This is a genomic window from Aeromonas rivipollensis (assembly GCF_010974825.1).
In the GTDB taxonomy this organism is placed as follows: domain Bacteria; phylum Pseudomonadota; class Gammaproteobacteria; order Enterobacterales; family Aeromonadaceae; genus Aeromonas; species Aeromonas rivipollensis.
The window spans coordinates 35,890-62,007 of the sequence record NZ_JAAILA010000031.1 but is presented as its reverse complement, the minus strand read 5'-3'; the positions used below and the strand labels follow the sequence as shown (position 1 = coordinate 62,007).

Annotated in this window: 24 protein-coding genes; 2 read left to right on the top strand and 22 right to left on the bottom strand. The window is 62.4% G+C overall.

Features of this window, described 5'->3' with window-relative positions:
- Window positions 1-222: 222 nt before the first annotated feature.
- A complete protein-coding gene (gene purL / locus G4923_RS17495; RefSeq protein ID WP_163137816.1) occupies window positions 223-4,116 on the bottom strand; it encodes a phosphoribosylformylglycinamidine synthase in 3,894 nt (1,297 codons plus the stop codon).
- Window positions 4,117-4,265: 149 nt separating this feature from the next.
- On the opposite strand from purL, the gene mltF reads away from it, so the two are divergent.
- A complete protein-coding gene (gene mltF / locus G4923_RS17490) occupies window positions 4,266-5,759 on the top strand; it encodes a membrane-bound lytic murein transglycosylase MltF (protein ID WP_163137815.1) in 1,494 nt (497 codons plus the stop codon).
- Between the two features lie 344 nt (window positions 5,760-6,103).
- Here mltF and G4923_RS17485 read toward each other — a convergent pair whose 3' ends face one another.
- From G4923_RS17485 to trmJ, 20 genes are all read right to left on the bottom strand, one after another.
- Window positions 6,104-6,337 carry a zinc ribbon domain-containing protein gene (locus G4923_RS17485; RefSeq protein ID WP_163137814.1) on the bottom strand — a complete coding sequence of 78 codons (234 nt, stop codon included), beginning with the start codon at window positions 6,335-6,337 and terminating at the stop codon, window positions 6,104-6,106.
- 88 nt (window positions 6,338-6,425) lie between these two features.
- The gene (gene der, locus G4923_RS17480; protein WP_106886585.1) at window positions 6,426-7,925 is read right to left on the bottom strand and encodes a ribosome biogenesis GTPase Der; all 1,500 of its coding nucleotides are present in this window, start codon (window positions 7,923-7,925) and stop codon (window positions 6,426-6,428) included.
- A gap of 74 nt (window positions 7,926-7,999) precedes the next feature.
- Complete coding sequence (gene bamB, locus G4923_RS17475; protein ID WP_163137813.1) at window positions 8,000-9,184, bottom strand: outer membrane protein assembly factor BamB; 1,185 nt, start codon at window positions 9,182-9,184, stop codon at window positions 8,000-8,002.
- Window positions 9,177-9,827: a YfgM family protein gene (locus G4923_RS17470; RefSeq protein ID WP_041205942.1), complete on the bottom strand. Its 651-nt coding sequence runs from the start codon at window positions 9,825-9,827 to the stop codon at window positions 9,177-9,179. The genes bamB and G4923_RS17470 overlap by 8 nt, the downstream gene beginning before the upstream one ends.
- A gap of 3 nt (window positions 9,828-9,830) precedes the next feature.
- Complete coding sequence (hisS, locus tag G4923_RS17465; RefSeq protein WP_163137812.1) at window positions 9,831-11,108, bottom strand: histidine--tRNA ligase; 1,278 nt, start codon at window positions 11,106-11,108, stop codon at window positions 9,831-9,833.
- A gap of 139 nt (window positions 11,109-11,247) precedes the next feature.
- The gene (gene ispG / locus G4923_RS17460; RefSeq protein WP_163137811.1) at window positions 11,248-12,363 is read right to left on the bottom strand and encodes a flavodoxin-dependent (E)-4-hydroxy-3-methylbut-2-enyl-diphosphate synthase; all 1,116 of its coding nucleotides are present in this window, start codon (window positions 12,361-12,363) and stop codon (window positions 11,248-11,250) included.
- A 10-nt stretch (window positions 12,364-12,373) separates the two neighbouring features.
- Window positions 12,374-13,303 carry a RodZ domain-containing protein gene (locus tag G4923_RS17455; protein ID WP_163137810.1) on the bottom strand — a complete coding sequence of 310 codons (930 nt, stop codon included), beginning with the start codon at window positions 13,301-13,303 and terminating at the stop codon, window positions 12,374-12,376.
- The gene (gene tapF, locus G4923_RS17450) at window positions 13,293-14,084 is read right to left on the bottom strand and encodes a type IV pilus biogenesis/stability protein PilW (protein WP_205597210.1); all 792 of its coding nucleotides are present in this window, start codon (window positions 14,082-14,084) and stop codon (window positions 13,293-13,295) included. The genes G4923_RS17455 and tapF overlap by 11 nt, the downstream gene beginning before the upstream one ends.
- A gap of 12 nt (window positions 14,085-14,096) precedes the next feature.
- On the bottom strand, window positions 14,097-15,200 hold the full coding sequence (gene rlmN, locus G4923_RS17445; protein ID WP_111912199.1) for a dual-specificity RNA methyltransferase RlmN: 1,104 nt from the start codon (window positions 15,198-15,200) through the stop codon (window positions 14,097-14,099).
- A 168-nt stretch (window positions 15,201-15,368) separates the two neighbouring features.
- Window positions 15,369-15,797, bottom strand: coding sequence for a nucleoside-diphosphate kinase (gene ndk, locus G4923_RS17440; protein ID WP_005324280.1), 429 nt, complete (start codon window positions 15,795-15,797; stop codon window positions 15,369-15,371).
- A gap of 270 nt (window positions 15,798-16,067) precedes the next feature.
- A complete protein-coding gene (gene pepB, locus G4923_RS17435; RefSeq protein WP_139745040.1) occupies window positions 16,068-17,360 on the bottom strand; it encodes an aminopeptidase PepB in 1,293 nt (430 codons plus the stop codon).
- Complete coding sequence (pepB, locus tag G4923_RS17430; RefSeq protein WP_163137808.1) at window positions 17,357-18,661, bottom strand: aminopeptidase PepB; 1,305 nt, start codon at window positions 18,659-18,661, stop codon at window positions 17,357-17,359. The genes pepB (G4923_RS17435) and pepB (G4923_RS17430) overlap by 4 nt, the downstream gene beginning before the upstream one ends.
- A 158-nt stretch (window positions 18,662-18,819) precedes the next feature.
- Window positions 18,820-19,158, bottom strand: a complete 339-nt coding sequence (gene fdx, locus G4923_RS17425) for an ISC system 2Fe-2S type ferredoxin (RefSeq protein WP_005324284.1) — start codon at window positions 19,156-19,158, stop codon at window positions 18,820-18,822.
- A gap of 1 nt (window position 19,159) precedes the next feature.
- Window positions 19,160-21,022, bottom strand: coding sequence for a Fe-S protein assembly chaperone HscA (hscA, locus tag G4923_RS17420; RefSeq protein WP_163137807.1), 1,863 nt, complete (start codon window positions 21,020-21,022; stop codon window positions 19,160-19,162).
- A 28-nt stretch (window positions 21,023-21,050) separates the two neighbouring features.
- A complete protein-coding gene (hscB, locus tag G4923_RS17415) occupies window positions 21,051-21,569 on the bottom strand; it encodes a co-chaperone HscB (protein WP_025327239.1) in 519 nt (172 codons plus the stop codon).
- An 86-nt stretch (window positions 21,570-21,655) separates the two neighbouring features.
- A complete protein-coding gene (gene iscA, locus G4923_RS17410) occupies window positions 21,656-21,979 on the bottom strand; it encodes an iron-sulfur cluster assembly protein IscA (protein ID WP_163137806.1) in 324 nt (107 codons plus the stop codon).
- Between the two features lie 15 nt (window positions 21,980-21,994).
- A complete protein-coding gene (iscU, locus tag G4923_RS17405) occupies window positions 21,995-22,378 on the bottom strand; it encodes a Fe-S cluster assembly scaffold IscU (protein WP_005299770.1) in 384 nt (127 codons plus the stop codon).
- 54 nt (window positions 22,379-22,432) lie between these two features.
- The gene (locus tag G4923_RS17400) at window positions 22,433-23,647 is read right to left on the bottom strand and encodes an IscS subfamily cysteine desulfurase (RefSeq protein WP_139745037.1); all 1,215 of its coding nucleotides are present in this window, start codon (window positions 23,645-23,647) and stop codon (window positions 22,433-22,435) included.
- Window positions 23,648-23,699: 52 nt separating this feature from the next.
- Window positions 23,700-24,203: a Fe-S cluster assembly transcriptional regulator IscR gene (iscR, locus tag G4923_RS17395; RefSeq protein ID WP_025327241.1), complete on the bottom strand. Its 504-nt coding sequence runs from the start codon at window positions 24,201-24,203 to the stop codon at window positions 23,700-23,702.
- 93 nt (window positions 24,204-24,296) lie between these two features.
- Window positions 24,297-25,028, bottom strand: coding sequence for a tRNA (cytosine(32)/uridine(32)-2'-O)-methyltransferase TrmJ (trmJ, locus tag G4923_RS17390; RefSeq protein ID WP_106886575.1), 732 nt, complete (start codon window positions 25,026-25,028; stop codon window positions 24,297-24,299).
- A gap of 184 nt (window positions 25,029-25,212) precedes the next feature.
- Here trmJ and G4923_RS17385 point away from each other — a divergent pair, with 184 nt between their 5' ends.
- The gene (locus G4923_RS17385; RefSeq protein WP_163137805.1) at window positions 25,213-25,629 is read left to right on the top strand and encodes a hypothetical protein; all 417 of its coding nucleotides are present in this window, start codon (window positions 25,213-25,215) and stop codon (window positions 25,627-25,629) included.
- Here the strand turns inward: G4923_RS17385 and ubiT are convergent.
- Complete coding sequence (ubiT, locus tag G4923_RS17380; RefSeq protein ID WP_111912229.1) at window positions 25,594-26,109, bottom strand: ubiquinone anaerobic biosynthesis accessory factor UbiT; 516 nt, start codon at window positions 26,107-26,109, stop codon at window positions 25,594-25,596. The two genes, G4923_RS17385 and ubiT, sit on opposite strands and share 36 nt — an antisense overlap.
- Window positions 26,110-26,118: the final 9 nt, after the last annotated feature.

The following is a 26,118-nucleotide window of genomic DNA, read 5'->3' as shown; positions in this document are numbered from 1 at the left end:
ATCTCGCCAGACTGCCGGGCTCAGGTATCAACCCGGCAAGGGAGCCTGGCTCACAGTGCCAACGCCCTCCCCTGTCCGCTCTCTCCCCTCAGCTCTCTCATCTTTCATCTCACTTCCCTCCGCCACCAGCCATGGACCCAAGGCTCGCAGAGCGCCTCACACGCCCATAAAAAAACCGGCCACGGAGGCCGGTTTTTGATTCTCTAGAACGTCAGCGCGGGATTAACCCAGACGCACGCGAGCGTTTCTGAACATCCGCATCCAGGCGCCATCCTCGCCCCAGTTGTCCGGGTGCCAGGAGTTCGCCACTGTGCGGAACACCCGCTCCGGGTGCGGCATCATGATAGTCGCGCGGCCGTCCGTGGTGGTGACCGCAGTGATGCCCGCCGGTGCCCCGTTCGGGTTGGCCGGGTACTGCTCGGTGACCTGGCCGCGGTTGTCCACGAAACGCAGCCCCACCAGGCCGCTCTGTTGCAGCGCGGCAAGGTGAGCGGCATCGCGCACTTCCACCCGCCCTTCCCCGTGGGAGACGGCGATGGGCATCACTGAGCCCGCCATGCCGTCGAAGAAGGCAGACGGAGAGTCCTGCACTTCCACCAGGCTGAAGCGCGCCTCGAAACGCTCGGAGCGGTTGCGCACGAAGCGTGGCCACAAGTCGGCCCCCGGGATGAGGTCGCGCAGGTTGGACATCATCTGGCAACCGTTGCACACCCCCAAGGAGAGGGTATCGCCACGCTCGAAGAAGCGCTGGAACTGTTCGCGGGCGTTGTCGTTGAACAGGATGGACTTGGCCCAGCCTTCCCCCGCCCCCAGCACGTCACCGTAGGAGAAGCCGCCACAGGCCACCAGGGTCTGGAACTCTTCCAGCTTGATGCGACCGGACAGGATGTCACTCATATGCACATCCACCGCCGCGAACCCGGCGCGGTCGAACGCCGCTGCCATCTCCACGTGGGAGTTGACCCCCTGCTCGCGCAGCACCGCCAGACGGGGGGAAACCCCGCGGGCGATATAGGGCGCGGCCACGTCCTCGGACGGGTTGTAGGTCAACCTGGCCTGCAGACCAGGGTCTGTGGCGTCCTGGCGGGCGGCATGTTCCTGATCCGCGCACTCGGGGTTGTCCCGCAGGCGCTGCATCTGCCAGCTGGTCTCGCCCCAGAGGGTGCGAAGGGCGGTGCGGCTGGCGCGGTACACTTCGGTCCCGGCACGCTGGAACAGGATGAGATCGTCTTCACGCACAGTACCCAGCACATGGGAGCAGGCCGCCAGACCGTGACCGGCCAACAGGGTCAGCACGGCTTCCTTGTCGTCGCGGCGCACCTGGATGACGGCACCCAGCTCCTCGTTGAACAGGGCAGGCAGCAGTTCGCCACCCACGCGGTCGAGCTGGATGTCGAGACCGCAGTGACCGGCGAAGGCCATCTCGGTCAGGGTGACGAAGAGGCCGCCGTCGGAGCGGTCGTGGTAGGCAATCAGCTTGCGATCCGCTACCAGCGCCTGGATGGCGTTGAAGAAGCCCTTGAGCTGGACGGGGTTGTCCAGATCCGGGGCGTTCTGACCAAGCTGGCGATAGACCTGAGCCAGGGCGGAGGCGCCGAGGCGCTGCTTGCCGTTGCCAAGGTCGATCAGGATAAGGTCGGTCTCGCCGAGATCGGTACGCAGCTGCGGCGTGACGGTATTGCGCACGTCTTCCACGCGCGCGAAGGCGGAGATGAGCAGGGAGAGCGGCGAGGTGACGCTGCGCTCTTCCCCGTCCTGCTGCCAGCGGGTCTTCATGGACATGGAGTCCTTGCCCACCGGGATTGTGATGCCAAGGGCCGGGCAGAGCTCCTCGCCCACCGCCTTGACCGCCTCATAGAGGCCGGCATCTTCCCCCGGGTGACCGGCGGCAGACATCCAGTTGGCGGAGAGCTTGACCCGCTTGAGGGAGCCAATGTGGGCCGGTGCCAGGTTGGTCAGGGCCTCGGCCACCGCCATACGGGCAGAGGCTGCGTGGGAGAGCAGTGCCACCGGAGTGCGCTCCCCCATGGACATGGCTTCGCCATGGTAGCTGTCGTAGGTGGCGGCGGTGACGGCGCAATCGGCCACCGGGATCTGCCAGGGGCCGACCATCTGGTCGCGGTTGACCAGACCGGTCACGCTGCGATCGCCAATGGTGATAAGGAAGGACTTCTCCGCCACTGTCGGCAGGCGCAGTACCCGCTCGGCCGCGTCATTCAGGGTGATGCCATCCAGTTGCAGGGCCTTGCCCTGGGCGGGCAGGGTCTGCACGTCGCGGTGCATCTTGGGCGCCTTGCCGAGCAGCACGTCCAGGGGCAGATCGATGGGCTGGTTGTCGAAATGCGCATCCGAGAGAGTGAGGTGCTTCTCTTCGGTGGCGGTGCCGATGACCGCATAGGGGGCGCGCTCACGCTCGCACAGGGCCTTGAACAGGGGCAGCTTGTCCTGGGCGACCGCCAGCACGTAACGCTCCTGGGATTCGTTGCACCAGATCTCCAGCGGGCTCATGCCCGGCTCGTCGCTGGCGATGGCGCGCAGGTCGAAGCGACCACCGCGCTCGCCGTCGTTCACCAGCTCCGGCATGGCATTGGAGAGGCCGCCGGCGCCCACATCGTGGATGAAGACGATGGGGTTGTCATCGTCCAGCTGCCAGCAGCGATCGATCACCTCCTGGCAGCGGCGCTCCATCTCGGGGTTGTCCCGCTGCACAGAGGCGAAATCGAGGTCTTCGGCAGACTGGCCGGAGGCCATGCTCGATGCCGCGCCACCACCCAGACCTATGTTCATGGCCGGGCCGCCCAGCACGATCAGGGCTGCCCCCACCGGGATCTCCCCTTTCTGGACGTGTTCGCTGCGGATGTTGCCTATGCCGCCCGCCAGCATGATGGGCTTGTGGTAACCGCGCACTTCGACGCCGTTGTGGCTCGGCACCTGCTCTTCGAAGGTACGGAAGTAGCCGAGGATGGCCGGACGACCGAATTCGTTGTTGAAGGCGGCGCCGCCAAGGGGCCCCTCCTGCATGATGTCAAAGGCGCTGACGATGCGGCTCGGCTTGCCGAAATCCTGCTCCCAGGGTTGCTCGAAACCTGGGATGCGCAGGTTGGAGACGGAGAAGCCCACCAGGCCCGCCTTGGGCTTGGCGCCACGGCCTGTCGCGCCCTCGTCGCGAATTTCGCCGCCGGAGCCGGTGGCCGCCCCCGGGAAGGGGGAGATGGCGGTCGGGTGGTTGTGAGTCTCCACCTTCATCAGGATGTCGACGCGCTCCTGGTGATACTGGTATTCGCCGCTGGCGGGGCTCGGGAAGAAGCGGCCACCCTGGCTGCCTTCCATCACGGCGGCGTTGTCTTTATAGGCAGACAGGACATGATCCGGCGTCTGCTCGAAGGTGTTCTTGATCATCTTGAACAGCGACTTGGGCTGCTGCTCACCGTCTATGGTCCAGTCGGCGTTGAAGATCTTGTGACGGCAGTGCTCGGAGTTCGCCTGGGCGAACATGTAGAGCTCGATGTCGTTGGGATTGCGACCAAGGCGGGTGAAGTTCTCCACCAGGTAGTCGATTTCGTCATCGGCGAGCGCCAGGCCCAGCTCGATGTTGGCCGAGGCCAGGGCGCTGCGGCCACCGCCCAGCACATCCACCTGGGTGAAGGGGCGCGGCTCGTGATGGGCAAACAGGGCGGCTGCCTGGCTCGGCTCATCGAACACCACCTCCATCATGCGATCGTGCAGCAGGGCTGCGACCTCGCCACGCTGGGCTGCGCTCAATTCACTCTTGGCCTGCACGTAATAGGCAATGCCGCGCTCCAGCCGCTTGACCTGGTTCAGGCCGCAGTTGTGGGCGATGTCGGTTGCTTTGGAAGACCAGGGGGAGATAGTGCCGGGGCGGGGGGTAACGAGAAACAGCTGACCGCTGGGGGTGTGTTCCGGGATGGTCGGGCCGTAGCGCAGAAGCTGGCCCAAGGTCGCTCGCTCCGGGGGCGAGAGCGGGCTCGAAAGCTCGGCAAAGTGCACATATTCGGCATAGACGTCTGCTATCTCTACTCCTCTCTGTGCGCAGCTCTGCAGCAGCTTGTGGACACGAAACTCAGACAGTGCTGGGGCACCACGCAAGATTTCCATATACCTTTCTCACCAAGTTTTAGAGTGTGGGGGGATTTGAGACGCGCGTATTATAGGGATCAGGCTCACCGCGAACAAACGTTTTTCTCATCTCCCACGATGTGACTCCCTCCACACTCTCTGGTATAAAGGTGCCTCTCTTTTGACAAATGCCGATTTTTTCAACAAGGGTACTCACCTACTTGCGCTGCATTTTTCGACTGTTTATCGGGATGTTGCTGACACTGGCCCTGGCCGGCTGTGACTTCTATTCCCCCTCCAGCCAGCTGGAGCAGATCCGCCAACGGGGCGAGATCCGTGTTGGCACCCTCTATGGTCCCACTTCCTATTACCAGCGTGACGACACCGCCCAGGGGTTCGATTACGAGCTGGCGCAGCACTATGCCGACTGGCTGGGGGTCAAGCTGACCATAGTTCCGGCCTACTCCACCGCCGAGCTGGTCGAACAGCTGCAGAAGGGGAGCCTGGATCTCGCCGCCGCCGCCATCGTGGTGACCCCGGAGCGGCGCAAGCTGTTTCGCTTCGGCCCCGGCTTCTACCAGGTCTCCCCCAAGCTGGTCTATCGCAACGGCTCCCCCAGGCCCAAGGATCTCGGCGACATCAAGGGCACCATAGTGGTGCCTGCGGGCTCCACCGGTGAGGATCTGATGAAGGAGCTGGCCAGCCAGTACCCCAATCTGAGCTGGCGCATCAACCGGGACGCCGACGTGGAGGAGCTGCTCAAGCAGGTCGCCGACGGCGAGGTGGACTACACGGTGGTGCAGGACACTGTGCTGGCCCGCACCCAGCGCTACTACCCCGAGCTCACCGAGGGGCTGACCCTGGCCAGCAAGCAGACAGTGGCCTGGGCCATGACCAAGCTGCCCGATGACAGCCTCTACGCCAGCATCATCGACTTCTTCGGCCAGCGCTTCATGGATGGCTCCATCGCCAAGCTCGACGAGAAGTACTTCGGCCACGTGCAGAACTTCGATTTCGTCGACACCCGCACCTTCCTCAAGCGGGCCAAGAGCCTGCTGCCCAAGTATCAGGCGCTGTTCCAGACCCATGCCAAGGACATAGACTGGCGCCTGCTGGCCGCCATCAGCTATCAGGAGTCCCACTGGGACCCCCAGGCCCGCTCCTACACAGGGGTGCGCGGCATGATGATGCTGACCGAGCCCACCGCCAAGGCGATGGGGGTAAACGATCGAACCCACCCGGAAGAGAGCATCAAGGGGGGCGCCCGCTACCTGCAGGAGATGATGGAGAAGGTGCCGGACTCGGTGCCGGCGGACGAGAAGGTGTGGTTTGCCCTCACCGCCTACAACATCGGCTATGGCCACATGATGGATGCCCGCCGCCTGACCAAGCAGCTCGGCAAGAATCCCGATGCCTGGAGCGACGTGAAAGAGGTGTTGCCCCTGCTGCAGCAGTCACGCTGGCATCGCAAGGTGCGCTATGGCTATGCCCGGGGTGGCGAGGCGCGCAACTACGTCAACAACGTGCGCCAGTACTACCAGAGCCTGCTCTGGCTCGACAACGAGCAGCAGAAGGCCCATCGCCGCGAGGCCCTGGACGAAGACGACGGCAGCGAGCCAGCAGCCCCGGCACAGCGCCCCGCCATCATCGCCGAGGTGGTCAGCCAGATCATCACCCCCTGAGCCCTGCGGGGTGTGTCGCCTTGGGGAATTCTCTGTTACCATTGCCCCAGGCCCGAGCCTGTCTGAGAGAGGCTTATTGCAATATATTCATCAACTTGCGATACCGATGGCCGCCCATCTCAGGGGCCGTCAGCGTCGCCGGGATGACCAGGGAGGAAAACCAGATGCGAACACGTAGAAGAGCCACGTTGACCAGAAAGACCAGGTGCGCCTGGAGCCCCAGACGCAAGCTGAAACTGGCCGACATGAAACGCAAGATATGGCACCGAAACCGCTCCTATACCTTGCTGATTGCGGAGCACACAACAGCATAAACCCGGCCAAGGCCGGGTTTTTTTATTCCATCAGCTCGCCTCGGCCGGGATCGCCTCGAACCGCACGGCACGCTTGGAGACCAGGCTGTTGCAGTGGTTGCAGAAGTAATCCACGGCGCCGCAGGCCCGAAGCCGCTCCAGGCTCTGCTGACAGGTCGGACACAGGGCCCGGATCCGATAGCGGGCATGGCACTGGTCGCAGCTCACCTCGAGGCTGCGGTTGTCCAGCTCGGCCTGGCAGGCCGGGCATGTCAAGAGACTCATGGTCATCTCCTCTCAAGGGCAGGCGCGCTGGGCTCGCCCCTCTTCTTGCAGATAAAAAAACGGCTGCCACCAGGGCAGCCGTCAGGGCTTATTTCTTGCTCTTGTTCTTCGCCTTGAGCAGGCGATCCCGTTGCCGCTCCTGGCTCAGGGTCAGGGTGTTCTTCTTGCCCTCGAAGGGGTTGACCGACTCCTGGAACTCGACCCGGATCGGGGTACCCATGATCTTCAGGGACTTGCGGAAGTAGTTGATGAGATACCGCTTGTAGGAGTCAGGCAGATCGTTCAACTGGTTGCCGTGGATAACGATGCGCGGCGGGTTGTAGCCACCGGCGTGGGCATACTTGAGCTTGACGCGGCGACCGTTGACCATGGGCGGCTGGTGATCTTCCTGCGCCATCTGCATGATGCGGGTCAGCATCGCGGTGCTGGTACGACGGGTGGCGGACTGGTAAGCCTCGTTGATGGACTCAAACAGATGGCCGACGCCGCTGCCGTGCAGGGCGGAGATGAAGTGGACGCGGGCGAAATCGATGAAGCCCAGGCGTCTGTCCAGCTCGTTCTTGATGTCTTCCTTCACCTTCTGATCCAGACCGTCCCACTTGTTCACCACCAGCACCACGGAGCGGCCGCTGCTCAGCACGAAGCCGAGGATGCTCAAGTCCTGATCCGTGATGGTCTCGCGAGCGTCTATCACCAGCAGGCAGACGTTGGCGTCCTCAATGGCTTTCAAGGTCTTGATGACGGAGAACTTCTCCACCGTCTCGTGCACCTTGCCACGGCGACGCACGCCAGCGGTGTCGATGACCACGTACTTCTGCTCGTCACGCTCCATGGGGATGTAGACGGAGTCGCGGGTGGTGCCCGGCATGTCATAGACGATGACGCGGTCTTCACCCAGCATGCGGTTGGTCAGGGTGGACTTGCCGACGTTGGGGCGACCGACGATGGCGAACTTGATGGGCAAGTCGGCGAACGGGGTCTCCTTGGTGTCTTCCCGAGTGTCGAGATCACCGGCGGCCACCATGCGCAGCAGGGCTTCTTCGTCGAAGTCCTCCTCTTCCTGCGCCTCTTCTTCGGCGGCGGCCTCGACCAGGGTCTCAAGGTGGGGGGCCAGCGCCAGCTCCAGCAGGCTCAGCACCCCACGACCGTGGGCGGCGGCGATCTGGTAGACCTCCCCCAGCGCCAGACCGTAGAACTCGGAGACCGCGGAGTCACCGTCGATGCCGTCGGTCTTGTTGGCGACCAGGAACACCTTCTTGTGGGTCTTGCGCAGGTGCTCGGCGATGGCCTGATCCGCGGCGGTCAAACCGGCACGGGCATCCACCATGAAGAGCACCACATCCGCTTCCTCGATGGCCAGCAGGGACTGCTCGGCCATCTTCAGCTCGATCCCCTCCTCGGTGCCATCGATACCGCCGGTATCGACCACGATAAATTCCAGCTCGCCCAACTTCGCCTGGCCGTATTTGCGGTCCCGGGTCAGGCCGGGGAAATCGGCAACCAGGGCATCCCGGGTACGGGTCAGGCGGTTAAACAGGGTGGATTTCCCCACGTTGGGGCGGCCCACCAGGGCTACTACAGGAGTCATAAAAGCCTCATTCTCAAGACGACAAAGGCTCCGGGTCCGAAGACCAGGAGCCGGATATTCAGATTGACGGGCGATCAGGGACGCTTGATAGCGTACAACTTGCCGCCACGGCTCTGCACATACAGGGTGTCACCGTCCACCAGGGGCGCGGCATAGAGACCACTGCTGTCGAGCTGCTGCATGGCCTTAATGGACCCGTCGGTCCGATCCAGCCAATACAGGTAACCTTCCACATCGCCGACCACCACGTAGTCACCCAGGACGACGGGAGCGGTCACGGTGCGGTTTTCCAGCTGGGTGTTGGACCACAGCTCAAGACCATTGCGACGATCCACCGCAAACAGATGACTGCGGCTGTCGGTCAGCACTATGGCATTGCCGGTAACCGCCATGTCGCGGTAGCCGGAATACTTGCGCTTCCACACCTCGTCACCTGTCATCAGCTTGCGGGCCATCAGCTGGCCATTGTAGGCGATGGCATAGAGCTCATCACCGGCAATCAGCGGACGGGCGTCCACATCGACCATGCGATCCAGCTCGGTGGCACCGCGCGGGTCGGCCACCTTGGACTGGCGCACCGGCTGGCCGTTGCTCAGCAGGGCTATGCCCACCTTGCCATCGGCACGGCCATAGAGCACGGCGCCGTTGGTGATGACAGGGGTGCTGGCGCTGCGCAGGGTCAGGGGCGGCTGCTCTTCGGACAGGGTCCACTGCAGCTTGCCCTCATCGGTATCGAGCGCCATCAGACGGCCCGAGGTGGTCAGCACCACCACGCGACCATCCTCGACGGCGGGGCTCGCCACCACTTCACCGGGCACAGTGGTCTGCCACAGCACTTCCCCGTTCGCTTCGTTCAGGGCGTAGACCACCCCGTTCTCGGAGCCGAGGAACAGCTTGCCGTAACGGGAGACCAGACCGCCGGAGAGGCGGGCGCTGCGCTTGTCGGCGTTGATGGGCAGGTCTGCCAGATCCACGCTCCACAGGGTCTCGCCACTGTTGCGATCGAAGGCGGTCACATCCCCATCACGGGCGGCGGCATAGATGTGATCCTCTTCCACCACGGGTTGCAGCTGGGAGTAGAAATCACCTATGCCATCCCCGACGGAGGAGGACCACAGGGTATCGGCACTGAAGGCGGACTCCACCACGGGCAGAGGCGCCATCGGGGTCAGGTCTTCCTCTGAGCTGAACAGGGAGCAACCCTGCAGGGCCAGGGAGACTGCCACCCCCAGCGCCATTTTCTTGTACAGATTACGCATCCGGAGCCTCACCCGCAGTGACCGCTGGCAGCGCCAGATCGTCCATCTTCAGCTTGAGTTCGGCGCTGCTCTGCAGGCCGCCGGCATCGGCCGCCACCTGATAGGCATCGCGCGCCTCTTCGGGCTTGCCCTGCCCCAGCAGCACGTCACCACGCACTTCCGCCACCTGGGCCTTGAAGGCGTCGTTGTTGATCTTGCCAAGCTGGGCCAGGGCCTCGTCGGCCTTGCCCTGATCCTTGAGCACCCGTGCCAGGCGCAGGGCGGCGATGGGCTTGATGCTCTCGTCGCCGTTCGCGGCCACCTGGGTCAGCTGCTCGGCGGCCAGATCCAGCTTGCCCGCCTTGACCGCAGCCGCGGCAAGTTGCAGGGCAGCCAACTCCGCATAGGCGTCGCCCTGATGGGCGCTGATGAAGCTCTTGGCCTGCTCAAGGGCGGCATCGTCACCCTTGGCGAGCTGGGCTGTCATGGCGTTATAAGCCTGGGAGGCGGCTTCCTGATTGGTCTGCTGCAGCTCGTTGTAGTAACGCCAGCCAAAGAGGCCGACCAGACCGATCACAGTCCCGGCGAGTACCGAGGTGCCGTTCTCTTTCCACCAGCTCTTGATGACCTCAACCTGTTGTTCTTCAGTGGTATACACTTCCACAGCTTACTCTCCTTTAGCTGCCAGCAGGGCGATGGCGGCATCGACCGAGACGGTCTGTTGCTCGGCCTGGCCACGCAGATATTTGATGGTGATCTCCCCGCTTTGCACCTCGGTCTCGCCGAGCATCAGGGCAATGGCCGCGCCGCTCTTGTCGGCACGCTTGAGTTGTTTCTTGAAGTTGCCGCCACCGCAGTGGCTCATCAGACGCAAGTCCGGCAGGGCGTCGCGCAGCCGCTCGGCAAGCTGGAAGCCTGCCTGCTCGGTGCCCTCGCCCACCATGGCCAGATAGACATCCACCGCCGGGCGGATGTCGGCGTTGAGCTCGAGGGTTTCGAGCATCAGCACCAGACGCTCCATGCCCATGGCAAAGCCCACGGCCGGGGTCGCCTGACCGCCGAGCTGCTCCACCAGGCCGTCGTAACGGCCACCGGCCAGGACTGTGCCCTGGGCGCCCAGGCTGCTCGTCACCCACTCGAACACGGTGAGGTTGTAGTAGTCGAGGCCGCGCACCAGACGCTCGTTCACCTCGTATTGAATGCCGGCAGACTCGAGCAGGCGCTTGAGCCCCTCGAAGTGGGCCAGGCTCTCTTCACCCAGGTGATCGAACAGACGGGGGGCACCCACCAGAATGGCCTGTACCTTCTCGTCCTTGGAGTCGAGCACCCGCAGCGGGTTGCTGTACATGCGGCGCTGGCTCTCTTCGTCCAGCTCGCTCTTGTACTGCTCCAGGTAGGCCACCAGCGCATCGCGGTAAGCGGCGCGCTCGTCGCTCTGACCGAGCGTGTTGAGCTGCAGGGTGACGTGATCGCTGATGCCGAACAGACGCCACAGGCGGTGGGTCAGCATGATGAGCTCGGCGTCGATGTCAGGCCCGTTGATGCCAAACAGCTCGACCCCGAACTGGTGGAACTGGCGATAACGGCCCTTCTGGGGACGCTCGTGACGGAACATGGGGCCCATGTACCACATCCGGCGTTCCTGGTTGTAGAGCAGGCCGTGCTCGATACCGGCACGGACGCAGCTGGCGGTCCCTTCCGGACGCAGGCTCAGGCTGTCGCCGTTGCGGTCTTCAAAGGTGTACATCTCTTTTTCGACCACGTCGGTCACTTCACCGATGGCGCGCTTGAACAGATGGGTCTGTTCGACGATGGGCATGCGCACTTCGCTGTAGCCGTAGCTGGCGACGACCTGGCGCAGGATCTGTTCCACTTTCTGCCATACCGGGCTCTGCTCCGGCAGGCAATCATTCATACCGCGAATAGCTTGGATCTGTTTTGCCACGTTGATACTCGAGAAAAAGAGGTAAAATTTGGCCGCATTATAGGGATTTTCGGCCCCGAGGTAAAATCAGGGTGCCCGGATGCGGGATTTAAAATCAACAACCTAAAGCCGGGGCCACCCCAGGTGGCCCCTCAATGGTTCAACCTTTGTCCACCTGGATCTGGTTGGCCGGATCCAGCATGGCCGCCCGGGCGCGGATACGGCGCTCCAGGGTCGGGATGAGATCCTTGTTGTCGAGCCGGTCGACCCGCTGGCCCCCTTCATAGAAGGCACTCTTGTTGGCGGCGCCCGCCAGCCCCAGATCCGAGACCAGGGCCTCGCCCGGGCCGTTCACCACGCAGCCGATGATGGAGACGTCCATCGGGGTGATGATGTCCTCGAGCCGCTCTTCCAGGGCGTTCACCGTCCCTATCACATCGAACTCCTGACGGGAGCAGGAGGGACAGGCGATGAAGTTGATGCCGCGAGAGCGAATGCGCAGGGACTTGAGAATATCGAAGCCGACCTTCACCTCTTCCACCGGATCGGCGGCCAGGGAGATGCGGATGGTGTCGCCGATGCCATCGGCCAGCAGCATGCCGAGCCCGATGGCGGATTTCACCGCGCCGGCACGGAAGCCGCCCGCCTCGGTGATCCCCAGGTGCAGCGGCTGATCGATCTGCTTGGCCAGCAGCCGATAGGCACCGACCGCCAGGAAGACGTCGGAGGCCTTGACGCTCACCTTAAAGTTATCGAAGTTGAGGCGATCCAGGTAATCCACGTGGCGCATGGCCGACTCGAGCAGGGCTTCCGGGGTCGGCTCGCCATACTTTTCCTGGATGTCACGCTCCAGGGAGCCGCCGTTGACGCCGATGCGGATCGGAATGTTGTAATGACGGGCACAGTCGACCACGGCGCGCACCCGCTCTTCGTTGCCTATGTTGCCCGGGTTGATGCGCAGGCAGTCGGCACCGTATTCGGCCACTTTCAGGGCGATGCGGTAGTCGAAGTGGATGTCGGCGACGATGGGAATGCGGGTCTGCTGTTTGATGAGCTTGAAGGCTTCCGCCGCTTCCATGGTGGGTACCGAGACCCGGACTATGTCAGCACCGACCCGCTCGATCCGCTGGATCTGCTCGACGGTGGCGGCGACATCCGTGGTCTTGGTGTTGGTCATGGTTTGCACCGTGATGGGGGCATTGCCCCCAACCGGCACATTGCCGACCATGATCTGCCTGGATTGACGACGAATAATGGGGGATTCGTGAGCGGACATGGCGGACAGATTACTCCTGCGGCAGTGAGAAGCGAGCAGTCCGGCCGTTGTTGTAACGGCTCATGTCGAAGGACTTGCCCTGGTATTCGAGATTGACCGCCATGGGCGCGCCAACGATGAATCTGAGTGGCTCGGGTCCTTCCAGAACAAGCTCGTCGTTCGCCTTCTTCAGACCGCTGAACAGGGTCTTGCCGTTGGCATCCTTGACATCCAGCCAGCAGTCGGCGGTGAAGCTCATCTTGAGCTGGGGCGCCTTGCCAGGTTCGGTGGCGGCCGGCTCTGCCGGTGCCAGGGTTGCCTCAGCAGCCGAGGTCTCGGTAGACAGGGCGGCACTGGTCGCGGCAACGACGGCCGGCACTGTGGCGGCGGCGTCACTTACCACAACTTCCGTCGCCACGGCGTCGGAGGCCACGGGCAATACGGGGTCGGCGACATCCACGGCAGGCGTCACGCTGGCGACAGACATCGTCTGCTCCGTGCCCATTTCGCTCGCAGCCAGGGCTTCATCCCCGGCGGAACGACGTGCCGTGCTCTGCCACCACCATGCGATGGAGAGCGCGATCAGCACCAGGATCACCAGCCAGGTCACCACCTTGAGCCGACTATCGTTGGCTTGCTGGCGGGAGCGACGGGAGAAGCTCTGCATGTCGATGTTATCGGGCGGCGTCAGTCCCAGCTTGTCGTAGGCCGCGAGTATGGTCTCCTCGGGAATGCCGACCAGCTTGGCATAGGCGCGCAGATAGCCGCGGATAAAGGTGTGGGACGTATGCTTGTCGTAGGTATCCGCCTCGATGGCGGCGATCAGAGTCAGACGAAGGTGAATGCGGGACGCAACCTGCTCTCGTGTCCAGCCAAGCTGTTCACGGGCGTTGCGCAGCAGCTGGCCTGGGCCCACTGCCTGGGAGTCGTCTTGAAAATCGTGTGGCTGTTCAGTAGTCATTGGCTAAGTAACGCTTGGCTTGTTGCGAAGTGGGATATTGCCTTACCAGCTCAGTCCCGAATTGGTGAAGTAATGCCGGTTTGTCCATGGCCTGGGCCAGCCGCAGCCGGAGCCAGAGGCTATCCTCGTTTTCGTCTGCCACTTCGGCAAAACGCACGAGGTAAGACTGCACATCAGGCAGCTTGCCATCTTTCATGGAAAGCTCGGCCATGTCCAGCAATAACCTTGGATTGCGGGGATTATACCCCAAGGCCAGACGATAGTACTCGTTGGCCTTGTCATTTCTGTTATTTTGCACCGAGCAGAGCGCCGCATTCTCGTAGGTATCGGCGATCTTGACGTAATCTGGCTGGCTGACCGCCTGCAGGAATGCCTTCTCCGCCTCCTCGAAACGGCCACGGTTGCACAGGAAGGCACCGTAGTTGTTCATCGCGTCAGCATTGGTCGGATCCATGGCCAGTGCCTTCTTGTAGTTCTCCTCGGCCGCCTTGAAATCGGATACCTGCTGGTAGAAATAGGCGAAGCCGATATAGACCTGAGGGTTGCTGGGATCGTACTGGAGGGCTCGGTCAAGGTTGAATTTGGCCTGTTCGGCATTGCCCTGACGCAGATATTGAATACCCAGATCGAGACGGGTCTGGGCAGCCGCCTTGAAGTCGGGACCCACTTCACGCTGGGTCGAATTCTGGCCAGCGTAAGTGGTCTCGGTGACACAGCCAGGCAGCGCGCAGAGCGCTGCCACTACGATCAATGTACGGATATCCATTTCCTGTCTATACAATGGCTTAGCGAGTTAAACCATTTTGACGGAAATCCCATCCTGTTGCATCCGATTTTTCATGGTGCGCTTGGTACGATCGATCACCTCCCCCACCAGCTGGCCACAGGCGGCGTCTATGTCATCCCCCCGGGTCTTGCGCACTATGACGGTCATGCCGTACTCCATCAGCACCTTGGAGAAACGGTCGATGCGGCTGTTGCTCGGCTTGCCAAACGGATTGCCCGGGAAGGGGTTGAAGGGGATCAGGTTGATCTTGCAAGGGGTCTCTTTGAGGACCTGCGCCAGCTCATGGGCATGCTGCATGTCGTCATTGATATGATCGAGCAGCACATACTCCACCGTCACCCGGCCGCCATTGGCGTTGGATTTGGCCAGATAACGGCGCACCCCCGCCAGGAAGGCCTCGATGTTGTACTTGTCGTTGATCGGCATGATCTCGGAGCGCAGCTTGTCGTTCGGCGCATGCAGGGAGATGGCCAGGGCCACGTCGATCTGGTCCCCCAGCATGTCCAGTGCCGGCACCACACCGGAGGTGGAGAGGGTGACCCGGCGCTTGGAGATGCCAAAACCAAAGTCATCCATCATCAGGCTCATGGCCGGCACCACGTTGGCGAGGTTGAGCAACGGCTCGCCCATGCCCATCATCACCACGTTGGTGATGGGGCGCTTGCCACCGACTATCTTGGCGGCGCGCCAGACCTGGCCGATGATCTCGGAGACCTTCAGGTTGCGGTTGAAACCTTGCTGGGCGGTGGAGCAGAAGGTGCACGCCAGGGCGCAGCCGACCTGGGAGGAGACGCACAGGGTCGCACGATCCGCCTCCGGGATGTAGACGGTCTCGACTTCCTGATCCCCGACCTGCAGGGCCCACTTGATGGTGCCATCCGCAGAGCGTTGCTCGCGGCTCACCTCGGGGGCGCGGATCTCGGCAATGGCCTTGAGACGCTCACGCAACGCCTTGTTGACGTTGCTCATCTGATCGAAGTCATCACAACCGGAGTGGTAGATCCACTTCATTATCTGATCTGCCCGGAACGGCTTCTCGCCCAGCTCGACGAAGAAGGCACGCATGGCATCCCGATCGAGATCCAGCAGGTTGGTTTTTGTTTCGCTCATCAAGGGCCTCAGCTCACACACTTCATAAATTATCGGCTGACCTACGTCAGGGGGCGGCATTGTACAAATAATGGGTCTGCCTTTCCACCTGGAGAATAAGGGGATATTGACCGAATGACCAAAAAACAAAAGGGAGCCGAGGCTCCCTTGTTGATCTTCTGACGAAAATCAGCCGCGCGGGCAGATCTCTGCGTCGGAGAAGAAGTAGGCGATTTCACGGGCGGCAGAGGCCGGGGCATCGGAACCGTGCACGGCGTTGCGATCTATGCTCTCGGCGTAGCAGGAACGCAGGGTACCGGCCAGGGCCTCTTTCGGGTTGGTGGCGCCCATGATTTCGCGGTGACGGCGAATAGCGTCTTCCCCTTCCAGCACCTGTACCATGACGGGACCCGAGGTCATGAAAGCGACCAGGCCATCATAGAAAGGCTTGCCCTGGTGTTCGGCGTAGAAACCGGCGGCCTGCTCGCTGCTCAGGTGCAGCATCTTGGCGGCGACCACTTTCAGGCCGGCGCTCTCGAAGCGGCTGTAGATGGCACCGATCAGGTTCTTGCTGACCGCGTCCGGCTTGACGATAGAGAAGGTACGTTCGATAGCCATTGAGTTCTTTCCTTAACTACAGAGTTTTATTGTAGGAATCCATGTTCGGCGGCGATTATACGTAAACAAAAAACGAAATAACACACAAAAAAGCAACTTCTTATTAAACAAATAATTCCTTGAAACAACATGGTGACTCATCTTGTGCCATGGCACTAAGAAAAAATGTGCGCTTGTGCACGATAGTCACGCTAACCCGCTAAAACCTTATCTATTGCTCATTTAACCAGCACCACTGAAAAGGGCACCCCGAGGTGCCCTTTCGCCTTGTCATGCCCCTCGGCGCGTCTCCGCCAGCAGGGTGTGCGCTATGGTTCGCATCCCCAGGGTGTTGGCCCCGGGGGCCCAGAGGTTGTCGCCGTTCTCGCTGAAACAGGCGGCCAGATCCACGTGCAACCAACCCCGCCCTTCATTGCCGACGAAGCGGGAGAGGAAGCCCGCCGCGTTGGAGGCGCCGCCCGGGCCACCGCCCGGCACCGGACGGCTGTTGGCCGTATCGGCATAGTGGGACGGGCACTGCTGACGATGCCAGGGCTCGAGCGGCAGCGGCCAGGCCGGCTCCTGCTCCGCATCCGAGTAGGCCATGGCGCGGCTCACCAGCCCCTTGTCCAGACCAAACAGGGCGTTGTAGCGTCCCCCCAGCGCCATCACGGCGGCCCCCGTCAGGGTGGCGGCGTCTATGATGAGGGGCGCGCCGGATTCACCGGCGAGCTGCAGGCCGTCGGCCAGCACCAGGCGCCCCTCTGCGTCTGTGTTGACGATTTCGACCGTGGTGCCGTTCTTGTAGGTGAGGATGTCACCCAGCTTGTAGGCATGGCCGGAGACCAGGTTCTCGGCGCAGCAGAGGATGAGCTTCACCCTCTTGTCGAGGCCGCGCAGTATGGCCAGCGCCAGGGCGCCGGTGACAATGGCCGCCCCCCCCATGTCATGCTTCATGGTCAGCATGCCCTGGGAGGTTTTCATGGAGTAGCCGCCGGAGTCGAAGGTGATCCCCTTGCCCACCAGGGCCGCCACCACGGGGGCATTGCGATCCCCGGTGGGGTTGTAGTCCAGCTCCAGCATCACGGGCTCGCGATCGCTGCCGCGGCCAACCTGATAGAGACCGACCCAACCCGCCTGTTGCAGCGCCTCCCCCTTGAGGATGCGATGGCTGATCCTGTCCGGCGCCAGCTCGGTGATGAAGGCCGCCGCCTCCACCGCCAGCTCCAGCGGGCCCAGCTGCTCCGGGGTCGCATTGGTCATCTCGCGCACCCAGCGCCCGCACAGCCAGCGCGCCTCCAGCTCCTCCCTGTCCTCTTCGGACGAGGTCGCCCACTGCAGCTCCACCTCTGCCTTGGGGGTCTGCAACCCCTGGGCGAAGGCCCACTGCTGCTCGCGCTCCCAGTGACCGCACAGGGCGACCTTCTGGATCCCCTGACCACAGAGGCGGCGGGCCGCCTGCTGGATGTCCAGCAAGGGCGACGCCGTCACCAGGTGGATCACCATGCCATCGGGGCGATGGGAAAGCAGTGCCCCCTCTCCCCACTCGGGGGCGGCAAATTCACGGCTCAGCCAGATGTTCATTGAGTCACCTCCTGCAGCCAACGGGCGATAGTGCGCAGACCGTGGCCTTTGGCGCCGGTCGCCCACAGCTCGTTGCCGGATTTTTGATAGGAGGCCGCGAGATCCAGGTGCACCCAGCCCTTGCCCTCGTCACGCACGAAGCGCGACAAAAACGCGGCCGCCGTGGTGGCACCGGCTGTGCCTTCGGCGGAGGCGACGTTGCCCAGCTCGGCGAAGGCCGAGGTGAGCTGACCCACATGCCAGGGTTCCAGCGGCAGGGGCCAGGCCTTCTCGTTCTCGGCTTTAGCGGCGGCCAGGGCGCGCGCCTGCTCGGCTTCATCCAGCGCAAACACGGCGTTGTAGTCGCGGCCCAGCGCCGTCTTGGCGGCGCCGGTCAGGGTGGCGGCATCGAGAATGTGGGCCGCGCCGCTGTCGGAGGCCGCCAGCAGGCCGTCGGCCAGCACCAGACGCCCTTCGGCGTCAGTGTTCTGGATCTCCACCGAGATGCCGTTCTTGTAGGTGAGGATGTCGCCGAGCTTGAAGGCGTGGCCGGAGACCAGGTTCTCGGCGCAGCAGAGAATGAGCTTCACCCGCTTGTCGAGGCCACGGCTGATGGCGAGCGCCAGGGCGCCGGTCACCATGGCGGCACCGCCCATGTCGGACTTCATCGGCAGCATGTTGTCAGAGGACTTCATGGAGTAGCCGCCGGAGTCGAAGGTGATGCCCTTGCCCACCAGGGCCGCCACCACGGGGGCGTTGCGATCCCCGGTCGGGTTGTAGTCCAGCTCCAGCAGCACGGGCTCGCGCTCGCTGCCGCGGCCCACCGACCAGATCCCGATATGACCGGCCTCCCGCAGGGCTTCTCCTGCGGTGATGCGGGCGGTGACCTGATCGCCACCCAGGCCGCGGATCAGCAGCAGGGCGGACTCCGCCAGGCTCATGGGGTAGATCTCTTCCGGGCAACCGTTGGTCACCTCGCGCACCCAGCGGGTCGCCTTGACGAGCGCCTCCAGCTCGCGGGCCTGCGCCGCGCTCTGCTCGCCGAAGTCCAGTTCACGCTGCCCCTTGGCGGCATAGAAGCCCTGGGCGAAGGCGTAACGACGCTCCAGATCCCAACCCTCACCGGCCAGGCTCACCCGCTTGATGCCACTCGATTCGAGTCGGCGGGCTGCCCGCTGAATGGTTCGCAAGGCATCCTGCTGCTGGGCGGTGGCGCCCAGGTGGATCAGGGTCTCCTCACCGCTGAAACTGAGCAGGGCGCCTTCACCCCAGACGGCGGCAGCGGCCTGGGCGGATAACAGTACCTTCATCATGTCAGCCATCTTCTCTTGCTTCCTTTTTTCTTGGCACGATTCATTAACAACGCGGGGTAACGGAGACAAAAAAGGCCGTTCCCCCGAGGGGTACGGCCTTCACCATATCATCACTGCACCATGGGATGCTGCACGCGCAATTCACTCATGTGTAATTAGCGGGCCAATCAATGACGCTCGGAGGCGAGGTTGATGGTGTACTTGGGCAGTTCCACCACTAGATCCTCGTCCGCCAGACGGGCCTGGCAGCTCAGGCGGGATTCCGGCTCCAGCCCCCATGCCTTGTCCAGCATGTCATCTTCCAGCTCATCGCTCGGCTCGAGGGAGTCAAAGCCCTCCCGCACCACGCAGTGGCAGGTGGTACAGGCACAGGACTTCTCGCAGGCATGCTCGATCTCGATGCCGTTGCGCAGGGCGATGTCCAGTATGGTCTCACCGGTCGCGCCCTCGAGGGCTGCGCCATCCGGACAGAGTTCGGGGTGAGGCAGAATGATCAGTTTTGGCATATTACACCTTGTTGACGTTTTGGCCGGTCAGCACCTTGCGAATGGAGGCATCCATGCGACGGGCCGCAAACTCGCCACTGACGGCATCCGCCGCCTCGATGGCATCTTTGATTTGGTTGGTTGTGCCTGTGGCACGCATGGCCAGCAGATGATGGATCGCGGCATCGATCTCGGCACGTTCGGCGGCACTCAGCAGCGCCTCGCCATCGGCGGCCAGCGCCGCATTGAGGCTCTCCACCACCCGATCGGCTTCGACCTGCTGCTCCGCCAGCATGCGGGCATCCATGTCCTGCTGGGCATTGGCGATGGAGGCGCTCAGCATGCTGAGGATGTCCTCTTCCGCCAAGCCATAGGAGGGCTTGACCTGGATCTCCGCCTGCACGCCGGAGGATTTCTCCATGGCGCTGACCGACAGCAGCCCGTCCGCATCCACCTGGAAGGTGACGCGAATGTGGGCGGCGCCGGCCGCCATGGGCGGAATGCCGGTCAGGGTGAAGCGGGCCAGGGAGCGGCAATCCGCCACCAGCTCGCGCTCTCCCTGCACCACGTGAATGGCCATGGCAGTCTGGCCATCCTTGAAGGTGGTGAACTCCTGGGCGCGGGCCACCGGTATGGTGGTGTTGCGCGGGATCACCTTCTCGGCAAGCCCCCCCATGGTTTCGAGACCGAGAGAGAGCGGGATGACGTCCAGCAGCAGCATCTCGGCATCGGGCTTGTTGCCCACCAGGATGTCCGCCTGGATGGCGGCACCGATGGCGACCACCTTGTCCGGATCTATGCTGGTCAGGGGCGTACGCTGGAAGAAGTCTCCCACCTGCTCGCGCACCAGCGGAACCCGGGTGGAGCCCCCTACCATCACCACTTCCAGCACTTCCACCTGCTCGAGCCCCGCATCGCGCAGTGCGCGGCGGCAGGCCAGCAGGGTGCGCTTGACCAGCGGCATGATGAGCTCGTCGAACTGGCTGCGGCTCACCTCCCCCTGCCAACCGGCAAAGGTGCAGGAAACGCGGTCGGCATCGGTCAGGCCGTGCTTGACCGCCGCCGCCACGTCCAGCAGCTCGCGCTGGGTACGGGCATCGAGCTGGCCGCTCAGGCCGGCTTGTGCCTTGATCCAGTCCGCCAGCAGGTGATCGAAGTCATCGCCCCCCAGCGCCGAGTCGCCGCCGGTGGCCATCACCTCGAACACACCGCGATGCAGGCGCAGGATGGAGATGTCGAAGGTGCCGCCACCGAGGTCATAGACGGCAATCACCCCTTCCTGACCGGAGTCGAGGCCGTAGGCGATGGCGGCGGCAGTGGGCTCGTTGAGCAGCCGCAGCACGTGCAGGCCGGCCAGACGAGCCGCATCCTTGGTGCCCTGGCGCTGGGCGTCGTCGAAATAGGCGGGCACAGTGATGACCACGCCGTCGAGGTCGCCGCCGAGGGAGGCGACGCCGCGCTCGGCCAGTTTTTTCAGGATCTCTGCCGAGACCTGCACCGGATTGACCAGCCCCTGGCGGGTCTGGATCTGGGGCATGCCGTTGTCGGCGGCCACGAACTCGTAAGGCTGCTGACGGGTATCCATGTCGGCCAGCGCCTTGCCCATCATCCGTTTGACCGAGACTATGGTGTTGTGGGGATCGAGGGCGGCTTCACGCTTGGCGTCAAAGCCCACCCGGATGGCGTCGGCCTGGCTCCCGGCAGCTTGATAGTGCACCACAGAGGGCAGCAGATCGCGCCCTTGCTCGTCACACAGGGTATCGGCCTGGCCGCTGCGCACTGCCGCGACCAGGGAGTTGGTGGTGCCGAGATCGATGCCAACGGCACGTTTGTGCTGATGAGGCGCGGCGCTCTGGCCGGGCTCGGCGATTTGCAGTAATGCCATGGGTAATCACAATTCCAGCGTTAGAGGGTCAAGACTCGAACAGCGAGTCTTCGAATCGTTCCAGCTCCTCGAGGAGCTTGTCGACAAACTTGAGTTTGCGCACGCAATCGGCCGCCGTCAGATCTTCACCCGCGGTGAGGGCGTCGGTCAGCCGTTGCATCAGAGACTGGTGATCATGCCTGATCTCGCGACGAAAATCTTCGATGGCACGCTCAGGACTCGCATTCCCTTTCAGGTCAGCCAGACGCTCGCGCCACTCCAGCTGTTGCATCAGGAAAGAGGTGTCTTGCAGAGTCTGTTGCTCGCCTCGAATGTCGGTGCCGCGCAGGGAGAGCAGGTATTCGGCTCGGCGCAGGGGGGACTTGAGGGTAGTGAAGGCATCGTTGATCTGGGCGGCACGCTGCACCGCGGCCAACTGCTCCCGCTCGGGGGCGGTGGCAAAACGATCGGGGTGGAACCGGGTTTGCAACTGGCGGTAGGTGTCTGCCAGTTGGCGGGTATCGAGCTCGAAGCCCTCTGCCAGCCCGAACAGCTCGAAATGATTCATTCTGTGTCCTCAGACTCGAAGGCTAGTGCCTTGTTCACCATCCATCTTGAACGGCAAAGCCGGCAGCAGGCTGCCGGCTTCATCGATTAGACGCTGAAGCTCTCGCCACAACCGCACTCGCCCTTGGCGTTCGGGTTGTTGAACTGGAAGCCCTCGTTGAGGCCCTCCTTGACGAAGTCCAGCTCTGTGCCATCCAGATGGAGCAGGCTCTTGGCATCGACGATGATCTTGACACCATTCTGCTCGAACACCTGATCCTCAGCGGCCAGCTCATCCACAAACTCGAGCACATAGGCAAGGCCAGAACAGCCGGTGGTCTTAACGCCGAGGCGCAGGCCTATGCCCTTGCCCCGGTTGGTTATGAAAGAGGAAACCCGTGCCGCTGCGGCATCTGTCATGGTAATGGCCATACTGCTCTCCGGACCTTAGAGACCTTTCTTCTGCTTGTAATCGGCGATGGCGGCCTTGATGGCATCCTCCGCCAGAATGGAGCAGTGGATCTTCACCGGTGGCAGGGCCAGCTCTTCGGCGATGTCGGTATTCTTGATGCCGGCGGCTTCGTCCAGGGTCTTGCCCTTGACCCACTCGGTCACCAGGGAGCTGGAGGCGATGGCGGAACCACAGCCGTAGGTCTTGAACTTGGCGTCTTCGATGATGCCGTCGTCGCTGATCTTCAGTTGCAGCTTCATCACGTCGCCACAGGCCGGGGCGCCGACCATGCCGGTCGCGATGCTGGGATCGTTCTTGTCAAAACCACCGACGTTGCGGGGATTCTCGTAGTGGTCGATTACTTTTTCACTGTAAGCCATATCTAACTCCTGCTAATTCCGTTGTTCACCAAACACTTGCCACGCTGGCAAGGATCAGTGATGTGCCCATTCGACCGTGTTCAGATCGACGCCGTCCTTGAACATCTCCCACAGGGGAGACATCTCGCGCAGACGACCGATGGAGTCGCAGATGAGCTTGATTGCGTAGTCGATCTCTTCCTCTGTGGTGAAGCGACCGATGCTGAAACGGATGGAGCTGTGTGCCAGCTCGTCGTTCAGGCCCAGGGCGCGCAACACGTAGGAAGGCTCGAGACTGGCCGAGGTACAGGCCGAACCGGAAGAGACAGCCAGATCCTTCAGCGCCATGATGAGGGATTCCCCTTCCACATAGGCGAAGCTGACGTTCAGGTTACCCGGGACACGATGGTCCAGGGAGCCGTTGATATAGACTTCTTCGATGTTCTTGATGCCGTTCCACAGACGCTGACGCAGGGCCATGATGTGCTGGCTCTCGCTCGCCATCTCTTCCTTGGCGATGCGGAAGGCCTCGCCCATGCCGACGATCTGGTGGGTCGCCAGGGTGCCGGAGCGCATGCCACGCTCATGACCACCACCGTGCATCTGGGCTTCCAGGCGGACCCGCGGCTTGCGGCGCACGTACAGGGCACCTATGCCCTTAGGACCGTATACCTTGTGCGCGGACATGGAGAGCAGATCCACTTTCAGCGCTTCCACGTCGACCGGGATCTTGCCCACGCTCTGGACCGCGTCCACGTGCAGCAGGATCTTGCGGGAGCGGCACAGCTCGCCGATGGCGGCGATATCTTGCACCACACCGATCTCGTTGTTGACGTGCATGATGCTGACCAGAATGGTGTCATCGCGCAGGGCGCCTTCAATCTGCTCCAGGGTGAACAGGCCGTTGGGCATCGGCTCGAGGTAGGTCACCTCGTAACCTTCACGCTCCAGCTGACGGCAGGTATCGAGCACCGCCTTGTGTTCAGTCTTGGAGGTGATGATGTGCTTGCCCTTGCCAGCATAGAAGTGAGCTATGCCCTTGATGGCCAGGTTGTTGGATTCGGTCGCGCCGGAGGTGAAGACGATCTCGCGAGGATCTGCACCAATCAGCTCTGCCACTTGATTACGGGCCAGGTCCACCGCCTCTTCGGCCTGCCAGCCGAAACGGTGAGAGCGGGAGGCAGGATTGCCAAACAGGCCGTCCATGGTGAGGCACTGCATCATTTTTTCTGCGACACGCGGGTCCACCGGACAGGTTGCCGAATAATCAAGGTAAATAGGCAGTTTCATGTTTTTCTCCGTTACGACGGAGTCACACAGCGACTCGTCGTGGAAAGCACGTTTATAGTTGGACTTTCAAGCTCACATCACCGCGTTCTGCCCGGTCAACCAGGGACAACACGGTCTTCATTTGTTCATCTTGCTTGCCGGCGATGCGGCGCACATCGGCCTGGCCGACCAGCTCCGCCAGGGTGATGTCCCCCAGGAAACTGGAAATGCGCTCACTCAAGTCACGCCACAGGGAGTGGGTCAGACACTGGGTACCGCCATGGCAGCCACCCTTGCCGAGACACTTGGTCGCATCGACAGACTCATCGACCGCGGTGATCACCTGACCTACCGAGATCTCGCCAGGGGCCAGGCCGAGGCGATAACCGCCGCCCGGGCCGCGCACGCTGCTCACCAGTCCATGCTTGCGCAGACGGGCAAACAGTTGTTCCAGATAGGACAAGGAGATGCCCTGGCGCTCTGAAATATCAGCCAGGGGAACAGGCCCCTGCTCTGCATGCAACGCCACGTCTAGCATGGCTGTCACAGCGTAACGTCCTTTTGAGGTCAGTCTCATATGCCTTACCGTCTTGCGAACAAATCAATATGGGCATATGGTCACATACCCGACTAAAACAGTCAAGTATATGGTTGAGTAAATCAGTCGGGATTAATCCTGCGGCCGGGCTTTCTGCACCGAGGTGAGAATGCCCCGCAATATATTCAATTCAACCACTTCCGGCCGGGCGCGATTGAACAGACGACGCAGCTTGCTCATCACATGACCTGGGTGATCATCGGCGATGAAACCTGTCTTCTGCAGAGTCTGCTCCAGGTGTTGATAGAAGCCTTCCAACTGCTGCGCGCTGGGGTAATCGACCCGTTCCGCCTCTGCCGCTGTGTCAGTCTCCTGAGTCGCCAGCCAGTGCATGCGCACCTCGTAGCAGAGGGTCTGCACCGCCATGGCCAGATTGAGGGAGCTATATTCGGGATTGGCCGGGATGGCCACGTGATAGTGGCATTTTTGCAGCTCATCGTTGGTGAGGCCGGTGCGTTCACGGCCAAACACCAGAGCGACCGGGTGCTTCACCCCTTCCGCTACCAGCTTCTCGCCCGCTTCGCGGGGATCCAGCATGGGCCAGCTCAGGGTGCGGGATCGGGCACTGGTGCCGATGACCAGGCCGCAATCGGCGATGGCGTCATCCAGCGTCGGGACTATGCGGGCATTGGCCAGCACATCGCTGGCACCTGCCGCCAGGGCGATGGCATCGTCATCTGGCAAGGCTTGCGGATCAACCAACACCAGCTGCGTCAGCCCCATGGTCTTCATGGCTCTCGCCGCAGACCCCATGTTGCCGGTGTGAGAGGTGTTTACCAACACGATACGAATCTGATCCAACATGCCCAGTCAATCTTCAGTCAAAAATGGCGCGCAATTGTAACATAACCAATCGCTATTTTGGCACCGCTTCTAACCCTGCATTTCAGAACAAAAGTGATGGTTCGTATAACCAACCGGCCTGAAGACGGGAAAAGGGAGGGCTAACCTTAGAGGGTCGAGCTGCATTACCCGGAGTCACCCTCTCATGCTGCCCCCCTGGATCTATGAACAACTGCCGCTGCTTTACCTGCTGCTCTCCGCCGTGCTGTGGTCCTTTGCCCACTCCCCGCTGCTCTGGCTCGCGGCGACCCTGCTGTTTGCCGTGGGCGCCCTCATCTGGATGATGCGCTCCAACTACAGGCGCACCGATCTGGTCATCTATCCCGCCAAGCGCTGGCTGCAACCGGAGTGGTACTACGAGGCTCTTCCGTTCCTGTGGCTGGCGCTCGGGCTGGTGCTGCTGCGCCTGCCTGACACCACGGCCCTGCTCGCCCTGCTCCCCTGTCTCTGGGGTGGCCGCTGCCTGTGGGCCCGGCGGCGTCACCGCCACCATACCCGGGGGCTGGCCCTGCAGCTGAGACGCGGCTCAGGCCATAGACGCGGGCAGCGGATCCTGCGCTGAGCGTACCCGCTCTATCAGGGTGGCCAGATCCATCAGGGGATATTTCATCAGCCCTGGCAGCCCATCGAGGTCCAGGCTGTCCATCAGGTTCTTCACCTCAAGGCCCAGCTCGGTATCCCCTTCTATCTTCAGCCTGCGCTGGAAGAAGAGGGAATCCGGATCCTCCTTGCGACCGGCAATCAGGATGAGATCCTGGCTGCTGCCGCTGAAGCAGACATCGGCTCGCTCGCATTCACGGGCCACCACCAGTTTTCCCGCTCGCTCGCTGACAAACCAGCACAGCTCGAGATCCGACACCTCGACCTTGAGCCACTTGCCCGCCAGGAAGGCGAAGTCCCCATCCTGGATGGCCTCCTTGAACGCCTGCGCCAGCAAGGCCTCCATCAGGTTTTGCTGCAGGGTGAAGGGCACCAGCTTGAGGGGATGGCGCAAGAGACGAGGGGCCTGTTCGACCAGGCGGCGTTGCAGTTGATGAAACACGATAAACTC

Coding starts and splice junctions, on each gene's coding strand:
- fdx (WP_005324284.1), bottom strand. CDS start 19,158: ATGCCAAAACTGATCATTCTGCCTCACCCCGAACTCTGTCCGGATGGC.
- hscA (WP_163137807.1), bottom strand. CDS start 21,022: ATGGCATTACTGCAAATCGCCGAGCCCGGCCAGAGCGCCGCGCCTCAT.
- purL (WP_163137816.1), bottom strand. CDS start 4,116: ATGGAAATCTTGCGTGGTGCCCCAGCACTGTCTGAGTTTCGTGTCCAC.
- G4923_RS17400 (WP_139745037.1), bottom strand. CDS start 23,647: ATGAAACTGCCTATTTACCTTGATTATTCGGCAACCTGTCCGGTGGAC.
- bamB (WP_163137813.1), bottom strand. CDS start 9,184: ATGCGTAATCTGTACAAGAAAATGGCGCTGGGGGTGGCAGTCTCCCTG.
- ndk (WP_005324280.1), bottom strand. CDS start 15,797: ATGGCTATCGAACGTACCTTCTCTATCGTCAAGCCGGACGCGGTCAGC.
- mltF (WP_163137815.1), top strand. CDS start 4,266: ATGCCGATTTTTTCAACAAGGGTACTCACCTACTTGCGCTGCATTTTT.
- der (WP_106886585.1), bottom strand. CDS start 7,925: ATGACTCCTGTAGTAGCCCTGGTGGGCCGCCCCAACGTGGGGAAATCC.
- pepB (WP_163137808.1), bottom strand. CDS start 18,661: ATGGCTGACATGATGAAGGTACTGTTATCCGCCCAGGCCGCTGCCGCC.
- iscU (WP_005299770.1), bottom strand. CDS start 22,378: ATGGCTTACAGTGAAAAAGTAATCGACCACTACGAGAATCCCCGCAAC.
- G4923_RS17485 (WP_163137814.1), bottom strand. CDS start 6,337: ATGAGTCTCTTGACATGCCCGGCCTGCCAGGCCGAGCTGGACAACCGC.
- trmJ (WP_106886575.1), bottom strand. CDS start 25,028: ATGTTGGATCAGATTCGTATCGTGTTGGTAAACACCTCTCACACCGGC.
- G4923_RS17455 (WP_163137810.1), bottom strand. CDS start 13,303: ATGACTACTGAACAGCCACACGATTTTCAAGACGACTCCCAGGCAGTG.
- hscB (WP_025327239.1), bottom strand. CDS start 21,569: ATGAATCATTTCGAGCTGTTCGGGCTGGCAGAGGGCTTCGAGCTCGAT.
- ispG (WP_163137811.1), bottom strand. CDS start 12,363: ATGTCCGCTCACGAATCCCCCATTATTCGTCGTCAATCCAGGCAGATC.
- pepB (WP_139745040.1), bottom strand. CDS start 17,360: ATGAACATCTGGCTGAGCCGTGAATTTGCCGCCCCCGAGTGGGGAGAG.
- iscA (WP_163137806.1), bottom strand. CDS start 21,979: ATGGCCATTACCATGACAGATGCCGCAGCGGCACGGGTTTCCTCTTTC.
- iscR (WP_025327241.1), bottom strand. CDS start 24,203: ATGAGACTGACCTCAAAAGGACGTTACGCTGTGACAGCCATGCTAGAC.
- rlmN (WP_111912199.1), bottom strand. CDS start 15,200: ATGAGCGAAACAAAAACCAACCTGCTGGATCTCGATCGGGATGCCATG.
- G4923_RS17385 (WP_163137805.1), top strand. CDS start 25,213: ATGCTGCCCCCCTGGATCTATGAACAACTGCCGCTGCTTTACCTGCTG.